The organism is Lysobacter sp. FW306-1B-D06B (assembly GCF_038446665.1).
Lineage (GTDB): Bacteria > Pseudomonadota > Gammaproteobacteria > Xanthomonadales > Xanthomonadaceae > Lysobacter_J.
Genome location: NZ_CP151802.1, coordinates 3,481,345 through 3,499,440, shown reverse-complemented (window position 1 = coordinate 3,499,440; position 18,096 = coordinate 3,481,345). Strand labels below are relative to the sequence as shown.

At 64.2% G+C, this 18,096-nt stretch carries 11 protein-coding genes and 1 tRNA gene; 10 read left to right on the top strand and 2 right to left on the bottom strand.

Annotated features, from left to right (window positions below):
- Positions 1-160: 160 nt before the first annotated feature.
- The 5 genes from AAFF32_RS16175 (at position 161) to AAFF32_RS16155 (ending at position 8,275) form a co-directional block, all read left to right on the top strand.
- Complete coding sequence (locus tag AAFF32_RS16175) at positions 161-1,627, top strand: transglutaminase-like domain-containing protein (RefSeq protein ID WP_342315760.1); 1,467 nt, start codon at positions 161-163, stop codon at positions 1,625-1,627.
- Positions 1,628-1,672: 45 nt separating this feature from the next.
- Entirely contained in the window at positions 1,673-4,693 is a 3,021-nt protein-coding gene (locus tag AAFF32_RS16170; protein WP_342315759.1) for a TonB-dependent receptor, read from the top strand.
- 75 nt (positions 4,694-4,768) lie between these two features.
- Positions 4,769-6,034 carry a diaminopimelate decarboxylase gene (gene lysA / locus AAFF32_RS16165; RefSeq protein WP_342315758.1) on the top strand — a complete coding sequence of 422 codons (1,266 nt, stop codon included), beginning with the start codon at positions 4,769-4,771 and terminating at the stop codon, positions 6,032-6,034.
- Positions 6,024-7,571 (top strand): serine hydrolase, encoded by a 1,548-nt coding sequence (locus tag AAFF32_RS16160; protein WP_342315757.1) that lies wholly within the window; start codon positions 6,024-6,026, stop codon positions 7,569-7,571. Before lysA ends, AAFF32_RS16160 begins: the two co-directional genes overlap by 11 nt.
- Positions 7,572-7,636: 65 nt before the next feature.
- On the top strand, positions 7,637-8,275 hold the full coding sequence (locus AAFF32_RS16155) for a M15 family metallopeptidase (RefSeq protein WP_342315756.1): 639 nt from the start codon (positions 7,637-7,639) through the stop codon (positions 8,273-8,275).
- Positions 8,276-8,279: 4 nt separating this feature from the next.
- Here AAFF32_RS16155 and AAFF32_RS16150 read toward each other — a convergent pair whose 3' ends face one another.
- Positions 8,280-9,341: a serine hydrolase domain-containing protein gene (locus AAFF32_RS16150; RefSeq protein WP_342315755.1), complete on the bottom strand. Its 1,062-nt coding sequence runs from the start codon at positions 9,339-9,341 to the stop codon at positions 8,280-8,282.
- A gap of 125 nt (positions 9,342-9,466) precedes the next feature.
- On the opposite strand from AAFF32_RS16150, the gene AAFF32_RS16145 reads away from it, so the two are divergent.
- The gene (locus AAFF32_RS16145) at positions 9,467-9,928 is read left to right on the top strand and encodes a hypothetical protein (RefSeq protein WP_216962253.1); all 462 of its coding nucleotides are present in this window, start codon (positions 9,467-9,469) and stop codon (positions 9,926-9,928) included.
- A gap of 1 nt (position 9,929) precedes the next feature.
- Here AAFF32_RS16145 and AAFF32_RS16140 read toward each other — a convergent pair whose 3' ends face one another.
- Positions 9,930-11,405 (bottom strand): M15 family metallopeptidase, encoded by a 1,476-nt coding sequence (locus tag AAFF32_RS16140; RefSeq protein ID WP_342315754.1) that lies wholly within the window; start codon positions 11,403-11,405, stop codon positions 9,930-9,932.
- A gap of 710 nt (positions 11,406-12,115) precedes the next feature.
- Between AAFF32_RS16140 and AAFF32_RS16135 the strand changes: the two genes are divergently transcribed.
- The 4 genes from AAFF32_RS16135 (at position 12,116) to AAFF32_RS16120 (ending at position 18,076) form a co-directional block, all read left to right on the top strand.
- Positions 12,116-12,188: transfer RNA gene (locus AAFF32_RS16135), tRNA-Val, on the top strand.
- A gap of 685 nt (positions 12,189-12,873) precedes the next feature.
- On the top strand, positions 12,874-13,992 hold the full coding sequence (locus tag AAFF32_RS16130) for a dsDNA nuclease domain-containing protein (protein ID WP_342315753.1): 1,119 nt from the start codon (positions 12,874-12,876) through the stop codon (positions 13,990-13,992).
- A gap of 38 nt (positions 13,993-14,030) precedes the next feature.
- On the top strand, positions 14,031-15,728 hold the full coding sequence (locus tag AAFF32_RS16125; RefSeq protein WP_342315752.1) for a hypothetical protein: 1,698 nt from the start codon (positions 14,031-14,033) through the stop codon (positions 15,726-15,728).
- Between the two features lie 674 nt (positions 15,729-16,402).
- On the top strand, positions 16,403-18,076 hold the full coding sequence (locus AAFF32_RS16120; RefSeq protein WP_342317292.1) for a ShlB/FhaC/HecB family hemolysin secretion/activation protein: 1,674 nt from the start codon (positions 16,403-16,405) through the stop codon (positions 18,074-18,076).
- Positions 18,077-18,096 lie beyond the last annotated feature (20 nt).

Below are 18,096 nucleotides of genomic sequence, written 5' to 3'. Positions count from 1 at the left end.
CGGCCGCTCGGGCCAGAATAGATACTTCTTTTGTTGCGATAGTCAAGAATAAATTATTGACCGGGTACTCCTCCCATGTTACACAGCGATGAACGGCCCCAGAACGGCCGCCCAGTGAGTGGCATGCGTGGACGGTCTTCGGTCTTCCCTGCGATCGCCAATGCCCCGGACGCGCCCCCGGCACGTCCTGGCCGCGGCCGTCATCGCGCTGGCCGCCATGGTCGCCACGGATGCGGCGATCACCGCCACGTCGTCGCCGCTTCCTGAGATCGTCGTGCGGATCGACGCCGGCGATTTCAGCGGCGCGCAGACCCGCATCGATACGGCACTCGCCAAGCCGGGCCTTGATGCCGCCACCCGCGCCGACCTGGAATTCCAGCGCGAACGCATGCGCCGCATCCGACTGGACTTCACGCTCACCGCGGATCAGGCGAAGGCGAAGCTGCGCGAATCCATTCCGGACCTGCGCGATGACGAGTTCGCACGCTGGACCGCATCGAACCAGCTCGAGCACCTCGTCATCGACGGAACGCCCTGGTACTTCAATCGCTCGGTGTCGAACCTGTTCCGCGTCAGCCCCGAGGCGCTCGCGCGCCGCGCCACGCCGTTCCAGCGCAACGACGGGCCGATGGAGAACGCCAACGCGTACCACGACGAAGCCGTCGCCGACGCGCGCCGCAGTGGCACGTCGAGCGTCGCGCCGCGTCGCGTTCGGGTGACGCAGGGCATCACGGTCGATGCGGACGCTGTGCCCGCGGGCGAGACCGTGCGCGCCTGGATTCCGTATCCGCGTGCGCTGCCGGGCCGGCAGGAAGGTATCCGATTCGCGTCCAGCACGCCGGCGAAGCACCGCATCGCGCCGGAGTCGACGCAGCAGCGCACGGTGTACCTCGAGCAGCCCGCCGTGGCCGGCAAGCCGACGACGTTCTCGATCAGCTACGAACTCACGGTGTTCGGCGAACACCACGTCATCGATCCGGACAAGGTCGTTGCCGTCGCCAACCGCCCCGACCTCGCGCCGTACCTGGCGCAGCGTCCGCCGCACATCGTCTTCACCGACCAGATGCGCGCGTTCTCGCAGCAGGTCGTGGGCGATGAAAAGAATCCGTACCGCATCGCGCGCAAGCTGTTCGAAGCGGTCGACCGCATTCCCTGGGGCGGCGCGCGCGAGTACTCCACCATCACCAACATCAGCGATTACGCGCTGCACGCCGGCCATGCCGACTGCGGCCAGCAGACGCTGCTGCTGATGACGCTGCTGCGCATGAACGGCATCCCGTCGCGCTGGCAGTCCGGCATGGTCTATTCCGACGGCACCTACGACAACCTGCACGACTGGGGCGCGCTGTACCTGGAGCCCTACGGCTGGGTGCCGATGGACGTGACGACCGGGCAGTTCAAGGGCGCGCGCGATCCGGACGTGGAGTGGTTCTACCTCGGCGGCCTGGACGCGTACCGCCTGACTTTCAACGACGACTACGGCACGGACTTCGTGCCGGCCAAGCAGCACATGCGGTCGGAGACCGTGGATTCGCAACGCGGCGAAGTCGAGTGGTCAGGGGGAAACCTCTACTTCGACCAGTGGGAATACAGCTTTGAAGCGCAGGTGCTGCACGCGCCTGGCTGAAGGTCTACGGGAAATACATTCAACCTTTGAGGGAGGGGATTGGGGATGAGCGGCAAGGTTTTCCGCAAGGCAGTATTGGGGCTGGCGCTGGGTGCCTGCCTGGGATCCATGGCGCCCATGGCGTATGCACAGAACGTCACCGGTTCGGTTGGCGGTCGCGCAAGCGCGGGCGACCAGATCACCGTCGTCAACAACGCCACCGGACTGAGCCGCACCGTGACGGTCGGTTCCGACGGGACGTATCGACTGGGCCAATTGCCGGTGGGCGACTACCGCCTGCAGGTGGTTCGCGACGGGCAAGCGGTCGGCGAGGCGGTCGCGGTCAATGTCGCGCTGGGCGGCAACACCACGGTGAATCTCGGCGCGCAGGGTGAGGTCGTCAACCTCGCCGCCGTGCAGGTCGTGGGCTCACGCGTGGTGAACCGCGTCGACGTGCGCTCCATCGAGACGGCGACCAACATCACCCGCGAGGAACTCGCGCGCCTGCCGGTGCAGCAGAGCGTCGAAGCAGTCGCGCAGCTCGCGCCCGGCGCGCAGGCGGGCAATTCGACCTTCGGCGGACTCTCGTTCAGTGGCTCCTCGGTGGCCGAGAACGCCGTGTACATCAACGGCCTGAACGTTACCGATTTCTACACCAGGCAAGGATTCTCCAGCGTTCCGTTCGCGTTCTATCGCGAATTCCAGGTGAAGACGGGCGGCTACTCAGTCGAGTTCGGTCGCAGCACGGGCGGCGTGGTCAACACGATCACGCGTTCGGGCAGCAACGAAGTCGAAGGCGGTGTGGAGATCACGTTCGAGCCGGCCGCGATGCGGTCCTCGGCCGATGACCAGTACCACCGCGACGGCACCGTCCACGCGCTGGCCAGCCGCGACGAGCAGCAGTTCACCAAGGCCAACGTCTGGGCGTCCGGCCCCCTGGTGCGTGATCGCCTGTTCCTGTTCGCGATGTACGAGCAACGCGACTTCGGTGAGCGCTATACCAACGATCCCGGCAACACCTGGACGACCAGCGACTCGGACGACGGGTTCTGGGGCGCCAAGCTGGACTGGAACATCACCGACAACCACCTGCTCGAACTGCTGGCCTTCTCCGACAAGTCCGACGCGGATCTGTCGGCTTACAACTACAACTTCGCCGCCAACCAGATCGGCGCGTACCAGGGCGACAGCTTCTCCACGACGGGCGGTGACAACTGGTCGCTCACCTACACCGGTCACATGACCGAGAACTTCGTCGCCAAGGCGATGTACGGCATCAACAACCGCAGCAGCTTCGTGCGTTCGGCATTGGACGAGCAGTGCAGCCGCGTGACGGCCGGCTCCAGCTACTCGGCGATCTACGCCTCCATGGGCAGGCCTGTGCTGGGCTGCCATCCGACCGGCAACTCGGTGGTCCAGCGTGACGACGAACGCGAAGCCTCGCGCCTGGACTTCGAATGGAGTCTGGGGGATCACCTGCTGCGGTTCGGTTTCGATCGCGAGTTGATGACCACCGAGCAGTCCTCGCGTTATCCGGGACCGGAGGGCCAGACCTACACCGCCATCACCGTCACGCCGGGCCAGGAAATCTGGGACACGTCGAACGCATTCGTGCCGCCCGGTGTCACCCAGGCCATCGATGCGCGCAGGCGCCTGCAGGGCGGCACCTTCGAAACGGAGGCCAATGCCTTCTACATCGAGGACAACTGGAACATCACGCCCAACCTGCTGGTCAACCTGGGCGTGCGCTGGGACAGCTTCGACAACCGGACGGCCACCGGCGAGAGCTTCATCAAGATCGACGACATGGTCGCCCCGCGCGGCGGCTTCTCGTGGGACATGAAGGGCGACGGCAGCACCAAGGTGTACGGCAACCTGGGCCGCTATTACCTGCCCGTCACCAACAACATCAACGTGACTTTCGCCGGCGGCCTCACCGACGAGCACACCTACTACGCCCTCAACGGGTGGAGTCAGCAGGCCAACCCGGTCACCGGCGCGGCCTACATGGCGCCCGTGCTCGGCCCGCAGATCGGCCCGGTGGACACCCGCCTCAACATCGGCGGCGGCGATCTGCGCCAGAGCGTGGACCGCGACATCAAGGCGGTCTATCAGGATGAGTTGATCCTGGGCTACCAGGCCATGCTCGATCCGGCGTGGTCGTGGGGTGTCAACGGCACGTACCGGCGCATGGAACGCGCGCTAGACGACATCCGCATCAACCACACGCCGTGCGGACCGACCGGCAGCACGTTGTTTCCGATCGGCAACCCCGGCGAGAGCCTGACGATCTGGGGCGATGAAAGCATCGGTTGCCAGACCGAAGGCTGGATCACCATCGATACGTCGAAGGACGGCTATCGCAAGGGCGGAAGTGGCGAGGTGATCGGCTACTGGGACCCGGAACGTACCTACAAGGCGGTGGAGTTCCAGATCGACCGCGCGTGGGATGCGAAGTGGGCGCTCAATGCCTCCTACCTGTGGTCCAAGTCGGAGGGCAATTTCGAAGGCCCGGTCAACTCCGATACCGGCTACGGCGACACGGGCATGGTGCAGCACTGGGATCACCCGGCCAACAACCAGCGCTACGGCTATCTGTTCAACGACCACCGCCACCAGATCAAGGTGCGCGGCAGCTATGCACTCAACGAGACGTGGACGTTCGGCGCCAACCTGCAGGCGCAGTCGGGCGGCCCAGTGACGGCCTTCGGCGTGGCTTGGCCCAACGACAGCATCGCGGCGGGCAGCTTCACCAACGAGTTCGGCAGCGGCGGCTCGGGCTGGATCTGCGTGCAGAACTGCACCGGCTCCTATGCCGATCGCGTGTTCGAGTACACCCCGATGGCGGCCTATGGTCGTCTGCCGTGGACCTGGACGCTGGGCGCGAACGTGACCTGGAAGTTGCCGGTGGAAACGACCGATCTGCAGGTTCGCTTCTCGGTCTTCAACCTCACCAACAACCAGGAAAAGATCAACATCCACTCGCGCTACGAAGCGGCTCCCGGTGTCTATCGCCCGTACTTCGAGGAAGGAACCCGTTGGCAGTCGCCTCGTTACGCGCAGCTCGTGGTGAGCTGGCGCTTCTGAGTCGCGCTTGATGCCCGTGTCTGGCGGCGGACATCCGCCGCCAGACATCCGGGTCAACGAACAATGGAAGTAAGGATGACCGTCACTGCAGACGTGGCCGACGCGAGGACGTTCGAGGGCGTCGATCTGGACGTCCTCGCAACGAAGATCCAGACGCCCTTCTACGCCTACTCGGCCAACGCGATCCGCGGGCGTATCTCCGGGCTGCGAAGCGCATTCCACGGCCTCGACCTGCGCATCTGCTACGCGGTCAAGGCCAATTCGAACATCGCGATCCTGCAGTTGATGGCGCAGCAGGGCGTCGGTGCCGACATCGTGTCGCTCGGCGAGATGCAGCGCAGCCTGAAGGCGGGCATTCCCGCCGCATGCATCGTCTTCTCCGGCGTTGGCAAGACGGGCGAAGAGATCGGCGCGGCGCTGGATGCGGGCGTATGGCGCTTCAACGTCGAATCGACGGACGAGCTCGCACTGCTGCAACGCATCGCCAGCGCACGCGGTGTGACCGCGCGTGCCGCGGTGCGCATCAACCCGGACGTCGACGCGCAGACACACGCGAAGATCTCCACGGGCAAGGCGGAGAACAAGTTCGGCGTCTCCATCGACGAGGCGCGTGGCTGGTTCGCCGCGGCGGCGTCGATGAGCCATGTGCGCCTGGATGGCCTGCACGCGCACATCGGTTCACAGATCCTCAGCCTGGATCCGTTCCGCGAGGCGCTGCGCCGTGTCGACGACTTCAGGCGGCAGCTGGAAGAAGCCGGCCATTGCATCGCCAGCGTGGACATCGGCGGCGGCTTGGGCGTCGCGTACCGGCGCGGTGTGGATCGGCCGATTCCGATCGAAGACTACGCCGCGCTCGTGCGCGAGACCTTCGCCGATTTCGGCGGAACGCTGGTGCTCGAACCAGGTCGATACCTGGTGGCGGAAGCGGGCGTGTTGCTGACGCGCGCGATCCGCGTCAAGCACGGCACGGACCGCAGCTTCCTCGTGGTGGACGCAGCGATGAACGACCTGTTGCGCCCTTCGCTCTACGACGCCTGGCACGAGATCGTGCCGCTGCACGATCGCAGCGGGACGGCGCGTTACGACGTGGTCGGGCCGGTGTGCGAAACCGGCGACACCTTCGCCCGCGATCGCGCCCTGCCGACTTGTGAGGCCGGCGATCTGTTGCTGATCGGCGCCGCGGGCGCGTACGGTGCGTCCATGGCATCCACCTACAATTCGCGGCCGCTCATCGCGGAAGTTCTGCTCGACGACGGCCGCTACGCGATCATCCGTCGGCGCCAGACTTTCGAGGAGATGATCGCCGGCGAGCAGCTTGCGCAGGCATGGCATGAAACCTGAGCGACGTTTCCGCGGCTTCCTCCTGGCCCTGTCGCTGGCGTGGCTGCCGGCGCACGCGCAAACCGATCGCGCCGCGGTCGATGCGATCTTCGACGACGTCGTCGCGCGTTATCGCCTTCCCGGGCTCGCGCTGGGCATCGTCGAGGATGGGCGCGTGGTGTACTCGCGCACGGCGGGCGAACTCGTGGCGGGCGAGGGCGAACGCATCGACGCGGACACCTTGTTCAAGGTCGCTTCGAACAGCAAGTCGATGACCACCGCGACGCTGGCGCGGCTGGTCGACGCCGGCAAGCTGCGCTGGGACGACCCGGTCGTGAAGTGGCTGCCGCAATTCCGCATGCATGACGCGTGGGTGGGCCAGCAGATGCAGGTGCGGGACCTGCTGATTCACAACAGCGGCCTGCGCGCCGGCGCGGGCGATCTGATGCTGTGGCCGGAGCCGAACACGTTCACGCGGGCGGACATCATCCATGGGCTTGCCTACCTCAAGCCGTACCGCAGTTTCCGGTCGGGCTACGACTACGACAACCTGATGTACATCGTCGCCGGCGAAGTCGCCGCCGCGGCGGGCGGCGCGTCGTACGAAACGCTGGTTCGACGCGAAGTGTTCGAACCGCTGGGCATGACGCGCTGCCAGATCGGCGAATGGAACCGGCGCGAGGTCGGCAACGTCGCCCAGCCGCACCGTCGCGAAGGCGAGCGCAACGTTCCGGTGCGCAGCGACGGCGACATCGTGCGCGCCACCACGATGGACCCCGCCGGCGGCGTGCGCTGCAGCCTCAACGACATGCTGCGCTGGACCGCCAACTGGCTGAAGCCGGAGGCGAAGAACGCCGGCTGGCTTTCGCAGGAACAACGCCAGGCCCTGTGGGCGCCGCAGATGCCGATGCCCGTTTCCAAGCGCATGCGCGAATGGGACCACAGTCACTTCTCCGCGTACGGTTACGGATGGCGGCTGGCCGACGTGGACGGCGTGTTCAAGGTCGCGCACACCGGCACGTTGATGGGCATGTACTCGGCGGTGACGATGCTGCCCGACAAGGGCGCCGGCTTCGTCATCCTCATCAACGGCGAGGGTGAAGATGCGCGCACCGCACTGACGCAGGTTCTGGTCAAGCGCTACACCTCGGGCGATCCCGCGCTGTCCGTCGCGCATTACGCAGGCCTGCTTGAGAAGGAAGAAGCGGCCCGACCCGCCGCCGAAAAGGCGCCGGATACGTCGCGTCGCCGTCGTGCCACCGCGAAGGAACTCGCTCCGCACCTGGGCGTGTACCGCGATCCCTGGTTCGGCGAAGTGACGTTGTGTCGCGATGGCGATGCGGTTCGCCTGCGCGCGCGCAAGTCGCCGCAGCTGGACGGCGTGGTGCAGAAGGTCGGCGATCGCTGGCTCGTCGACTGGGACGATCCGAGCGTGGACGCCGAGGCCTGGCTCGACATGGCTGGCAACGGGTTGCGCATGGCGAAGGTCGATCCGCAGGCCGATTTCAGCTACGACTACGAAGACCTCGCGTTCGAGCGCGTCGGGAACTGCCCGTGATGCACGGCGGCGCGCTCGCGGCCGTCGCGCTGCTCTGCTTCGCCGGCTGCGCGTCCACGCCAACGATGAACGTATCGCCGGCCGCCACGCCCGAAGCCGCGGGTTTGGTGGATCTGCGCACGCTCGTTCCGGACATCGATCTCGACATCCGCTACGCCGGCCACGACAACTTCACCGGCGCACCCGTCGACGGCTACGGCGCACCGCGCTGCTACCTGCTCGCGCCGGCCGCGCAGGCGATCCAGCGCGCCGAAGCTGTGCTGCGTGCGCAAGGCCTGCGCCTGCGCATCTACGATTGCTACCGTCCCGCGCGCGCGGTTCGTCGATTCATCGCTTGGGCGCACGACGACGATCAGCGTACGAAGCCGGACTACTACCCGGCGTTGGAGAAGCGCGACCTGCTGGGCGAGTACATTTCGCCGACCTCGGGACACAGTCGCGGAGCGACGATCGATCTCACGCTGATGCAATGCGACGCGGCAGGCGCGTGTTCGCCGCTCGACATGGGCACGCCGTTCGACTTCTTCGATCCGCTGGCCAACACTGATTCGCCGCGCGCGACACCGCAGCAGCGCGCCAACCGCGAACGCCTGCGCGAAGCGATGCGCAGCGCGGGCCTGCGCAACTACCCGATGGAGTGGTGGCACTACACGCTCGATCCGGAACCGGCGCCGAAGGTGTTCTACGACGTGCCGATCCGGTAGTCGATCAGCGCGGAGCCGGATCGCGCATTGCCAGCGCACTGATCTTCTTCGCCGTCTCATAAGGTTCCGGATCGTCGCGGTTGGTCAGCACGACGACGGTGAGATGGCGTTTCGGCCAGCGCACGATGACGTTGCGGAAACCGATGCTTTCGCCCGAATGCCACAGGGTCTCACCGGTGATGCGCCAGCCGAAGCCGTACTGCACGTCCGGATCGTCGGTCTGCGTGGCGGGCGTGAACGCCGCGCGCGACGTTTCCACCGGAAGCAGCCGGCCGTCGTAGAGCGCCGCGTCCCACTTCGCCAGATCGTCGATCGAGGCATAGATGCCGCCGTCGCCGAGCACCGCACTGGTCGTGCTCTGGTCGGTGCGTTTCCATGCGCCGTCCACGAAGCTGTAGCCGTAGGCGCGATCGCGCACCTGCGAGATGCCCGCCTCGAACGCGACCGCATCGTCCATGTGCAGCGGCAGGAAGATCCGCTCGCGCAGGAACTGCGCATAGCGCTGGCCTGACGCGCGCTCCACGATCAACGCCAGCAGCGCATAGCCGCTGTTGCTGTAGCGATAGCCGGCACCGGGCGCGAAGTACGTGCGGTCCTGCGATTCGAGCAATCGCAGCACGTCGGCGTCATGCACCTGGCGCGGATCGGCCGGGTCCATCACGTCCTCGTAGTCGATCAGGCCCGAGGTGTGCGTGAGCAGGTGGCGGATCGTCACCGTGTCCGCTGCGGCGGGCAGGGACGGGAGCCAGCGTCGGACCGGATCGTCCAGGCCGAGCCGGCCGTCCTGCGCAAGCAGCAGCACGGCCGTGGCGGTGAACTGCTTGCTGATCGAGGCGAGGCGGTAGTGAGTGGCCGGCGTGGCGGCGACGCCCGCTTCCAGGTCCGCCATGCCGTAAGTGCGGCGCACCACGGCGTCGCCGTCGCGCAGCACCAGCACCGAAGCGCCCGGGACGGGGCCGTCGTACTGGCGCATCAGCGCATCGATGTGGTCTTGCATGGAGGGTCCTCTGCTCGCGCAACCGGCGAGGAGCAGGACGGTGCCCAGAAGCCAGGAAGGGATGCGCATCGGCCGATGGTAGCCGGCCCATCGCCGAGTGTGCGAGGCTTCTGCCGAGGCGCGGTGCCGCGGTGCGCCGCACAGGGAAGGACGGCAGCCAGGCGGCTCGCCGCGTCATCGCAAAGGGGAAGGCAATGAACGCATTGAAGGTCTGCGCGGGCGCACTGCTGCTCGTCGCCGGCGTGGGGGTCTGGAAGACGTACGTATCGACCGGACGCGTCGATCCGAAGGCATGGGTGAGCGAACACGTCGGCTCCGGCGGCAAGGCCGAAGGCGACAGCGCGCGCGGCTTCAAATCGATGCCGCTGCCCGATGGTGTCCCGTCGCGCGGCGTCGTGGTGTTCGCGCCGAAGCATTGCACCTCCGACGCCGCACGGCGCACGGACGAACTCGTGCGGCACCTGTCGAAGCATGGCGTTGCCTATTCGCGAACCGACAGCGCCAGCTTCAACAGCATCACCTCGCAGGAAGAGGCCACGCGCGTCATGTCGGTGATGAACGGCCCGGTGCCGATCGTCTACGTCAACGGCAGGGCCAAGGCCAACCCGACGCCGCAGGAAGTCGTGGCGGAATTCCGCGGCAAGAAGGCAGGCTGACTCAGCCGGGAATCGCTGCCTCACCCCGCTCCCACGCATCGCGGAACCGCGACATGCCGTGCGTGCCTCCGTTGACGCAGCGTCGCGCCTTGACCAGATCGTTCGCGGCGAGCGCGGCGCGCAGGCGGGGTTGGCAGTTGCGCAGGAACTGCGCGAGGATCCGGCCCGCCACTCGGCTGTCGTTGGCCAGTTCCGGATTGCCGATGAGATCCGTACCGATCTGTCCGCCGATGCGGCGATAGTTGTCGCGTCCCGTCAGTTGCACGAATCCGCGGCCCTTGAACCGCGCTCCGTCACCGGGTTCGGTGTTGCCCAGATTGCTGCCCACCCGTGTGCCCGGGTCGTACAGATCGAAGGGATGCGTGCGCGTGTTGAAACCGCTGCGGCCTTCGGAGATCGGGCGGAAGCCTTCGGTTTCCGCGCGGATGGTGGCCAGCGCCATCAGCACCATGTCCCGGTCGCCCAGTCCACCGGCATGCAGTCCTGCGAGCACGTCGGGCAGGTGCGTGACGATGTTCGCCTTGGGCGTGCTGGGGAACATGCGTGCGACCAGCTCGGCGGTCACGTTGCCTGTGATGTCCGCGCGTCCGGTTTCCACGGGCACGATTGCAGGCGCGGCGGCGATCGCGACAGGCGAAGCGCCGTCTAGCGCGCGCAGGAAGGCCGCGCTCACGAAGCCGTCGGCCAGACCATCGCCGAGCAGGTCGACCAGCGCCCAGCCTTCGCTTCGATTCATGACGAACAACTGCGTGCCGGCGGGCAGGACGCGCTTGATGTCGTGGCCGGTCGAAGGCCCCGTGCGAAGGCGCAGTCCGTCGCGTGCGATCACTTCGAAGCGCTCGGTGGATGTCGACAGCGGCGACACCGTGGGCATGACCGTGAGCGTCGATGGTTCCGGAGCGTGGCCTTCCAGCGTGGCCAGATAGGCCGCCAGTCCCACGATCGACTCACGGTCCAGCCCCGCCGCAAGTTCTTCCGGCGAGACATCCAGTTCGAAATGCATGCAGTCCTTGTGGCCCCCCCAGCTGCCGCCCCATTCGAACACCGGGATACCGGCGCGCGTGCGGATCTTGCGCACGTCGTCGATCATCGCCGCCGTCATGTCGGTGTCGGCGCGGCCGAAACGCACGTCGCGCGCGCGCAGGGCCTGCGTGTCCTCTTGCGAGAACCGCACCTGCCGCGTGCCCTGGTGATCCTTGAACGGATTGGTCTGCCAGTTCACATCCACGGCGATGCCATAGGAATGCAGGCTCTTGCCGGCGCCGCCCGTGATGGTGCGGCAGTTGTAGCTGTCGGTGTCCTGCGTGCGGATTTCGTAGCCGTGGTGATGCAGCACCGCGGCGAGTGCCTCGAATGCTTCCGTCGTCGGTGGCGCCACCCGGATCTTGTCCGGTCCGAACGGGATGAGGACCATCGCGTCCTCCCCGCATTCGAATTCATGCCAGAGGCGGCGCAATTGCGCGGTGGTCTTGGACATGGTCGCTGCTTCCTTTTCGTGATCGAAGAGCGGAAACGGCGCGACTGGAGTACGACCGTCAAGCGCCGCCCCCGACAGGGCGAACGCGCCCGCCGCATGGGCACGGCCATCGGCGAGTCTGTTCAGCGCAGGCGCGCGGCATTGCGTCAGGCGCGCACGCCGGGCAGGGAGGCTTACCTTGTTCGATCGACCTGACACGTGTTCATGTGTTCGTCGTCCGATTGCGCGGTGTCTGCACGCAGGATGCGCGGGATTTCGCGCAGGGGTTGCACGCGCGGCATGCCGAGGGACGGTTCGATGAGGAACCTCGAATGCGGTCCTGGCGATTCGACTTTGCCGCAAAGCATGTGCATGTTTGCGAACAGGTGCGCGCCTTGGTGTCCCGCGCTATCGAGAGTTCGTCCTTCGGGCGACACGATCGTGACGCCTCCGACTCGCCGCCGCCGGCCGGCTTCGGATGGACCAAGCCTGATGACCGATAACCGCTGTCACCGCCCCAAAGCAAAACAGCGCATCACGCCGGAGGCGTAACGCGCTGTTCTGGCTGGTATGAAGTGGTGGAGCGGAGGGCTACCGAAGGCCGGCTGTAAGCCTATAGAACTACTAGATTTCCTGTCAATTCGGCTTTCGAGTTGCCCCCAAAGTTGCCCCTAGCGTGTTTCAAACAGGATTTCGTACGTCCTCCACACCCTCTGAGACTGCCTCCCTTCGGCGGCGAGGCGAATAAGCACCCTCGCCGTGACATGGTAGGGGAGCGCAGGTTCGAACCCTGTACCGCCACCATCTAATCAACGGGTTAGGTTGGGAATTCCGGCATATCCGGGAGCAGTACGACAAAAGTACGACAGGAGGGGCTCCTTGCGAAAGGGGCCTCTTTGCGTTCCTAGTGCAGGGACGCCGTATCCGGCAGGTCGCCCGCAAGTGCAACGTCTCAGGATGAAAGTTCCAGTACAGGACGCAGCACGCAGAGCCCGCAGCGGGCGCGACGGCGCTCTGGACTGGCCGGCGACCGCGAAACCGTTGGAGCAGATGGAGCAGATGACGCCGGGCATTGCCGGTGCCGGTCGGTCAGCAGGCCATAGTTTGTGCGCCGGGCACGACTATGGTGCCCCGCCTATTGCCGATTTGCGCTCACGCGCTGGGCAGGCCGGGTGGCCCCCCGTCTCTCAGACGGAGACCCGGTTTAGCGGCTTAGTGCTGGCGGGCTTGAGGCACTCGAATCGAAGCGAGGCGCATTGAAGTCATGTCCGTTCCTGGCCTTTAGCGCGGCCAGTTGGCCATTGCATCGCCGCGCTTCGCTTGTTAGCGGGCCCAAACATGGAGGGCGGAGACGAGTGCTCCGCGGGCGCTATGGTGCCGCATTCGGAACGGGCGTCTGCGAACAGGCAAGATTGTTGACTTAAATCAGCGAGTTGCCTCTAATCCGATCAGGGTGCCGGCTAAGGAGTTCCGGCGCAAGGGGCAGGGAATGAGTTCCAACGTCATTGCTGACTTCATGTCTGCTGCTCCGTTAGCAGAGGAGGGCGGCGCGATCTCGGCCGATCGATTCGACTATCAGAAGAATTGGGCGCTCGCACGCCTTCTAAGCCTCCATCAGGGGGATGGCAACTACGTGCTGCTTTGCGAGCTTCACGAGGACATTGCTGTCCTTGACTGCTCCGAACAGCCCAAGATGGCCGCGTTCTATCAGATTAAGACCAACGCCGGCGGCGCTTGGACTTTGAAGAAATTAACGAACCGCAAGCAGGGTAAGGCCGGGAGTTCCCTGCCCTCCATCTTGGGCCGACTTTGCGCTAAGGCGGCGGAACTGACGGATCAAAAGGTGACGTTTCAATTCGTCACCAACGAGGGCAGCGGTTTCAGCTTCAAGGGGCTAGATACTGCAAAAGCGGCGTGTTCTTCTGGACAGCGCCTCTTCGAGGCGTTGAGTTCGAGTGAGTGGGCAACCCTCAAGGGTTGCTTAGCTGATGAGTTGGGACACGATTTCAGTGTTGCTTTGCAGGATCAGCTGACGGTTTCAGTTGCTCAGATTCACCTGACCAAGCACAACGAAACCACCGTTGGCCTGGTGGCAAACTTCCTGGAAGAGCATGCGCCTAACGCGCACATTCAACCAAAAACGTTCTATCGGACATTGTTCGATGAATTGCGGCGAAGAACCGTCGCCCCAAGGCCCATCGGCCGCATCTCTGACGTGTGCAAGGCGAAAGGCATCGATAGGGAGGCGTTCGACGCCATGCTTGCCAGTGCTCGTTCCGTTGCACCAGCCGCTGCCGCTTGGACTCATATCCAAGCTGAGCTTCACTCGGATGGCGTTTCCCTTCTCGCAAGGCGAAAGCTCAAAGACGCTTATCCGGGTTATTTCTCAAGGATGCAGAGTCCCCTCGATGCGGCTTTCCGCCGAGACCGACGACTTCTCGTCGCAGCCAGTGAGCGCGCGATGTCTGAAGATCAAACTCTGCTTGCATTCGCCGAAGCTGCGGTAGAAATCGCACATAAAGACCCAAGCTATGGCGCCTCCGGCATGTCTGCCGAGCAGGAACTCATCGTTGTGATGATGGCCTTCTATGAAACCCACCCCCATTAACTTTCGGATGCTGGTGCGCAGTCTAAGGACCAGGACGCATGAAAAACTTAGTCTTTCAAAGGCTTCATCTCGTATCCCATCGGGAACGAAAGGCAAGGTCAGTCGAGTTCCATCCCGACGTGACGGTGATCAAGGGCCTAAATGACGTAGGCAAGTCATCGCTTGCCAAATCCATATATGGCACCCTCGGCGCTGAGGCTGCCGAGGTTCATCCCGATTGGAAGAACGCGAGCGTGATCTCCGCGTTGGAGTTTACCGTAGACGCGGAACCTTACGTGCTTCTAAGGGAAGGTAAGACCTTCACCTTGATCCGTGCGGACACGATCGTGGGCTGCTACGCCAGTGTCTCGGACGGTCTAGCCCCAGCCCTATACAGTCTCTTGGGGGCGAAGTTGAGGCTGAAGAATCGCTCTGACAAGGTGGTGGTGCCGCCCCCGGCGTTCCTCTTCATTCCCTTCTATGTAGACCAAGATGCGGGCTGGAATCAGCCGTGGACGTCTTTTGCGCGTTTGGAACAGTTCGCCCGCTGGCGAGAGGACGTCGTAAATTTCCATGTCGGAGTGACCGGCGCTGAGTATTTCGAGGCTATGGAGGCTCAGGCGGAAGCAACGGCTGCTCGCGTTGAGCCAGCTAAGCAACTAGAGGGCCTGAAGTCCCTGCAGAAGCGCGCCCAAGAAACGGCCCTTCAAGACATTGATATGGAACTTGATCCTGCGGTCTTTGCGGAGGAGATTGAGAGGGTCGTTGGCTTGCTACAGGGCCTAGTCGAAGTGCGGGAAGTCGAGCGTGCCAAGCTGTCGAAGTTGACACAGCGCCGACTCGAGCTTGAAGCACAGAGGGAGATTCTGGATAGGGTGCGCAAGGAGCTTCATGCCGACTACATGTTTGCGGTGAAGCACGAGGACGATGAATTGGAGTGCCCGACATGCGGCCAGCTCCACGAGAACTCCTTCGCACAGAGGTTTGCACTGGCGCAAGACGAAGGGCGAGCAGATGATGTGCTAGTCGAGGTTATGAACAGCCTCGCCGATGTTTCAGGACAGATCGCTATCAGCCGGCAACGCTTGAAAGATGCCACGGAAGACGAGCAGAAGTTCAATGAATTGCTGACCCGGCGTAAAGGACAGGTCACATTCGCCAGGCTTCTCGAACGGGCAGGGCAGAAGAAGTTCTCTTCGGAGTTGGATGAGCAAGTTGCCAGTTTGGTTCGAGTGATAGCCGACTTGGACTATCAGATCAAACAGGCGGGAGAGCGGCTGCGAAACGCGCGTTCTACTGGGCGGAAAAAGGAAGTCGTCGACACCTACGCCCGGTTGCTAAAGGGCTTTGCCCAAGGGTTGAGCGTGTCGTTCCCGGATCAGTTCCTTGAGTCCCTCACGGCGAAGCTGCATGAGACAGGAAGTGATCGTCCTAGGGCAATCCTCGCTTATGTCTACGCCATCCTGCGTTTGGTATGGGAAGCTGAGGATGCTGTGAGGTGTCCGATCGTTTTTGACTCGCCCAAACAACAGGATCAGGATGACATCAATCACGTTAAGTTGCTTGAGTTCATTCGGGACGAGCGCCCCTCGGACTCTCAGCTAATTCTATTGCTCGTGGATGATGCTGGCGTTGACTTCGGCCGTGAACCATTGGTTCTTGATCAGAAGTATTCGCTGCTTTCTGCGAGTGAGTACGATGATACGTCGGCCTTGATCCGGACTTGGCAGGCTCTTCGAGAGGCTACCCAAAATTGAGCCGTGCCGGCGAGCATGCAACTTCGCCGAGCTGCACTTGCTGGCGAGCCTCCGTCACGAAATCCCGACCGGAGACGAAGGCACGGGATGGTTCGCCGGGTGCGGGCGGCACGCCTGGCGCGGCGCCGGCCGAAGAAGGGCTGCAGTCAGTCGTCGTCTAGCTGCCCAACTTCTTGGGGGCAGTTCGTTCGATGGAAGGCTTTCGTTGCGTTCGGGTGTCGGGAAATTCCTTCGCGCCTGCGCATAGAACCCCGACGGCGGCGCGTCAAGGCAATGCGCGACAATGTGTGCGCAGCAATGTGCGTACTACCAGTCGTCTCGGCGCACACGAACCGACGTGAGACAACGGTCGGCTGGTTGAGCCCGACTGAGTGAAGTTTCCAGTGAACTTTGAGATTTATCTGATATCGGGCTCCGCAACGGAGCGCTAGTCTGGAATACATAAAGAACCGCGTACCGGTTTTTTTCCGATCAATTGTATTTCCGCCTCTGCGGTCGGTCCTTAGCCTGACTGTGGGAGGAGCTGTGCGCCTATTCCTCCGTCGTGATCGACAGGGCGCTCACCGTATCGGCTTCGGCGTCTTGCAGGCGTCGGAGCGTTCGAATAGCTGGAACAGGGAAGTATGAAAGTACGTGGTGGCAAGTCCCGCGGCCGCAATCGCCGCATGCAGTGGATGGGAACGCTCGGTGGGTGGCTGGCGCCGCTGTCGCTGGTGATGGCGCAGGTTTCGCCTGACAGTCAGGAGCTGTTGCGGCAGCAGGAGCGCGAGCGCGCCCTGCGCGAGCAGCAGGAGCGGGCACCCGATGTGCGCTTGCAGGAGCCGGCCGCCGCCCTGGAGCGGTTGCCGGTCGACGAGTCGCCGTGCTTCCGTATTGAAAGCATTCGCCTCGACGGCGAAGGTGCCGAGCTATTCCGTTGGGCGTTGAAAGCGGCCGACCCGAAAGACGACCCGGCCACCGGCCGCTGCCTGGGTACGGGCGCCATTAACGTGGTGATGAAGCGCGTGCAGAACGCGATCATCGCCAAGGGGTTCGTCACCACGCGTGTTCTGGCTGCTCCGCAGGAGTTGAAGGACACCCAGACGCTCACGTTCACGATCGTGCCTGGACGCATCCGCGCGATCCGCTTCGCCGACGGCATGAGTCCGGACGCAACGCTGTGGAATGCCATCCCGGCCAAGCCGGGCGATCTGCTGAATTTGCGCGACATAGAGCAGGGGATCGAGAACTTCAAACGTGTGCCGACCGCGCAGGCCGACATCCAGATCGTGCCGGCGGACGGAGCCGATGCGCAGCCTGGACAGAGCGACCTGGTCATCACCTGGGCGCAGCAACGCCAAGTGCGTCTGGGGTTGTCGCTGGACGACTCGGGTAGCGCGTCGACGGGCAAGGTGCAGGCCGGCGCGACACTGTCGGTGGATCACGCCCTGCACGCCAACGATCTGTTCTACGTGAACGTGGGTCATGGCGTGTTGAACGGCAACCGCAAGGGCACGGAAAGCTGGGCAGCGCACTACGACCTGCCTTACGGGTACTGGCTCATCGGGGCCAACGCCAGTGCCTACGACTACCGCCAGACCGTGGCGGGGCACTCGCAGACCTATGTCTACAGCGGCAGCAGCGGCAACGCCGATGTGCGTCTGTCGCGACTGCTCTATCGCGATGCCACGAGCAAGTTCGGCGCATACACCCGTGCCTGGGCGCGCGATTCGAAAACGTACATCGATGACACCGAGATCGAAGTGCAACGCCGTCGCGCGGGCGGTTGGGAAGCCGGATTTACCTGGCGCCAGTTCATCGGCAAGGCCACGCTCGACGCCAATGCGGCCCTTCGGCACGGCACCGGCGCGTTCGGTTCCCTGCAAGCACCGGAGGAGCTGTTCGACGAAGGCACCTCGCGCATGAAGGTCATCACCGCCGACGCGCAGCTCAATATGCCCTTCCAGATCGGAAACCAGGCCCTGCGCTACACCGGCAGCTGGCGCGCACAGTGGAACCGCACGCCGCTGACGCCGCAGGACCGCTTCGCGATTGGCGGGCGCTACACGGTACGGGGCTTCGACGGAGAAGTTTCGCTCACCGGTGAGCGCGGCTGGCTCGTGCGCAACGACCTGGGTCTGACGCTCGGTGGCGGCCAGGAACTGTACGTGGGTGCCGACTACGGCCATGTCGGCGGTCCCGCCACGGCGTGGCAGCTGGGCGATCACCTGGCCGGCGCCGTGGTCGGCCTGCGCGGTGGTTGGAAAGGCGGCTATTGGGATGTGTTCGTGGGCGCGCCCATCGACAAACCCAATGGCTTTCCGACCGCGTACACCACGACCGGTTTCAGCCTGGGCTGGTCGTTCTGACCGGACCGCTGCACGACATC

Bases quoted from the DNA above. Each gene is read 5' to 3' on its own strand.
- AAFF32_RS16175 (WP_342315760.1), top strand. From the start codon at position 161: ATGCCCCGGACGCGCCCCCGGCACGTCCTGGCCGCGGCCGTCATCGCG.
- AAFF32_RS16170 (WP_342315759.1), top strand. From the start codon at position 1,673: ATGAGCGGCAAGGTTTTCCGCAAGGCAGTATTGGGGCTGGCGCTGGGT.
- lysA (WP_342315758.1), top strand. From the start codon at position 4,769: ATGACCGTCACTGCAGACGTGGCCGACGCGAGGACGTTCGAGGGCGTC.
- AAFF32_RS16160 (WP_342315757.1), top strand. From the start codon at position 6,024: ATGAAACCTGAGCGACGTTTCCGCGGCTTCCTCCTGGCCCTGTCGCTG.
- AAFF32_RS16155 (WP_342315756.1), top strand. From the start codon at position 7,637: ATGAACGTATCGCCGGCCGCCACGCCCGAAGCCGCGGGTTTGGTGGAT.
- AAFF32_RS16150 (WP_342315755.1), bottom strand. From the start codon at position 9,341: ATGCGCATCCCTTCCTGGCTTCTGGGCACCGTCCTGCTCCTCGCCGGT.
- AAFF32_RS16145 (WP_216962253.1), top strand. From the start codon at position 9,467: ATGAACGCATTGAAGGTCTGCGCGGGCGCACTGCTGCTCGTCGCCGGC.
- AAFF32_RS16140 (WP_342315754.1), bottom strand. From the start codon at position 11,405: ATGTCCAAGACCACCGCGCAATTGCGCCGCCTCTGGCATGAATTCGAA.
- AAFF32_RS16130 (WP_342315753.1), top strand. From the start codon at position 12,874: ATGAGTTCCAACGTCATTGCTGACTTCATGTCTGCTGCTCCGTTAGCA.
- AAFF32_RS16125 (WP_342315752.1), top strand. From the start codon at position 14,031: ATGAAAAACTTAGTCTTTCAAAGGCTTCATCTCGTATCCCATCGGGAA.
- AAFF32_RS16120 (WP_342317292.1), top strand. From the start codon at position 16,403: ATGGGAACGCTCGGTGGGTGGCTGGCGCCGCTGTCGCTGGTGATGGCG.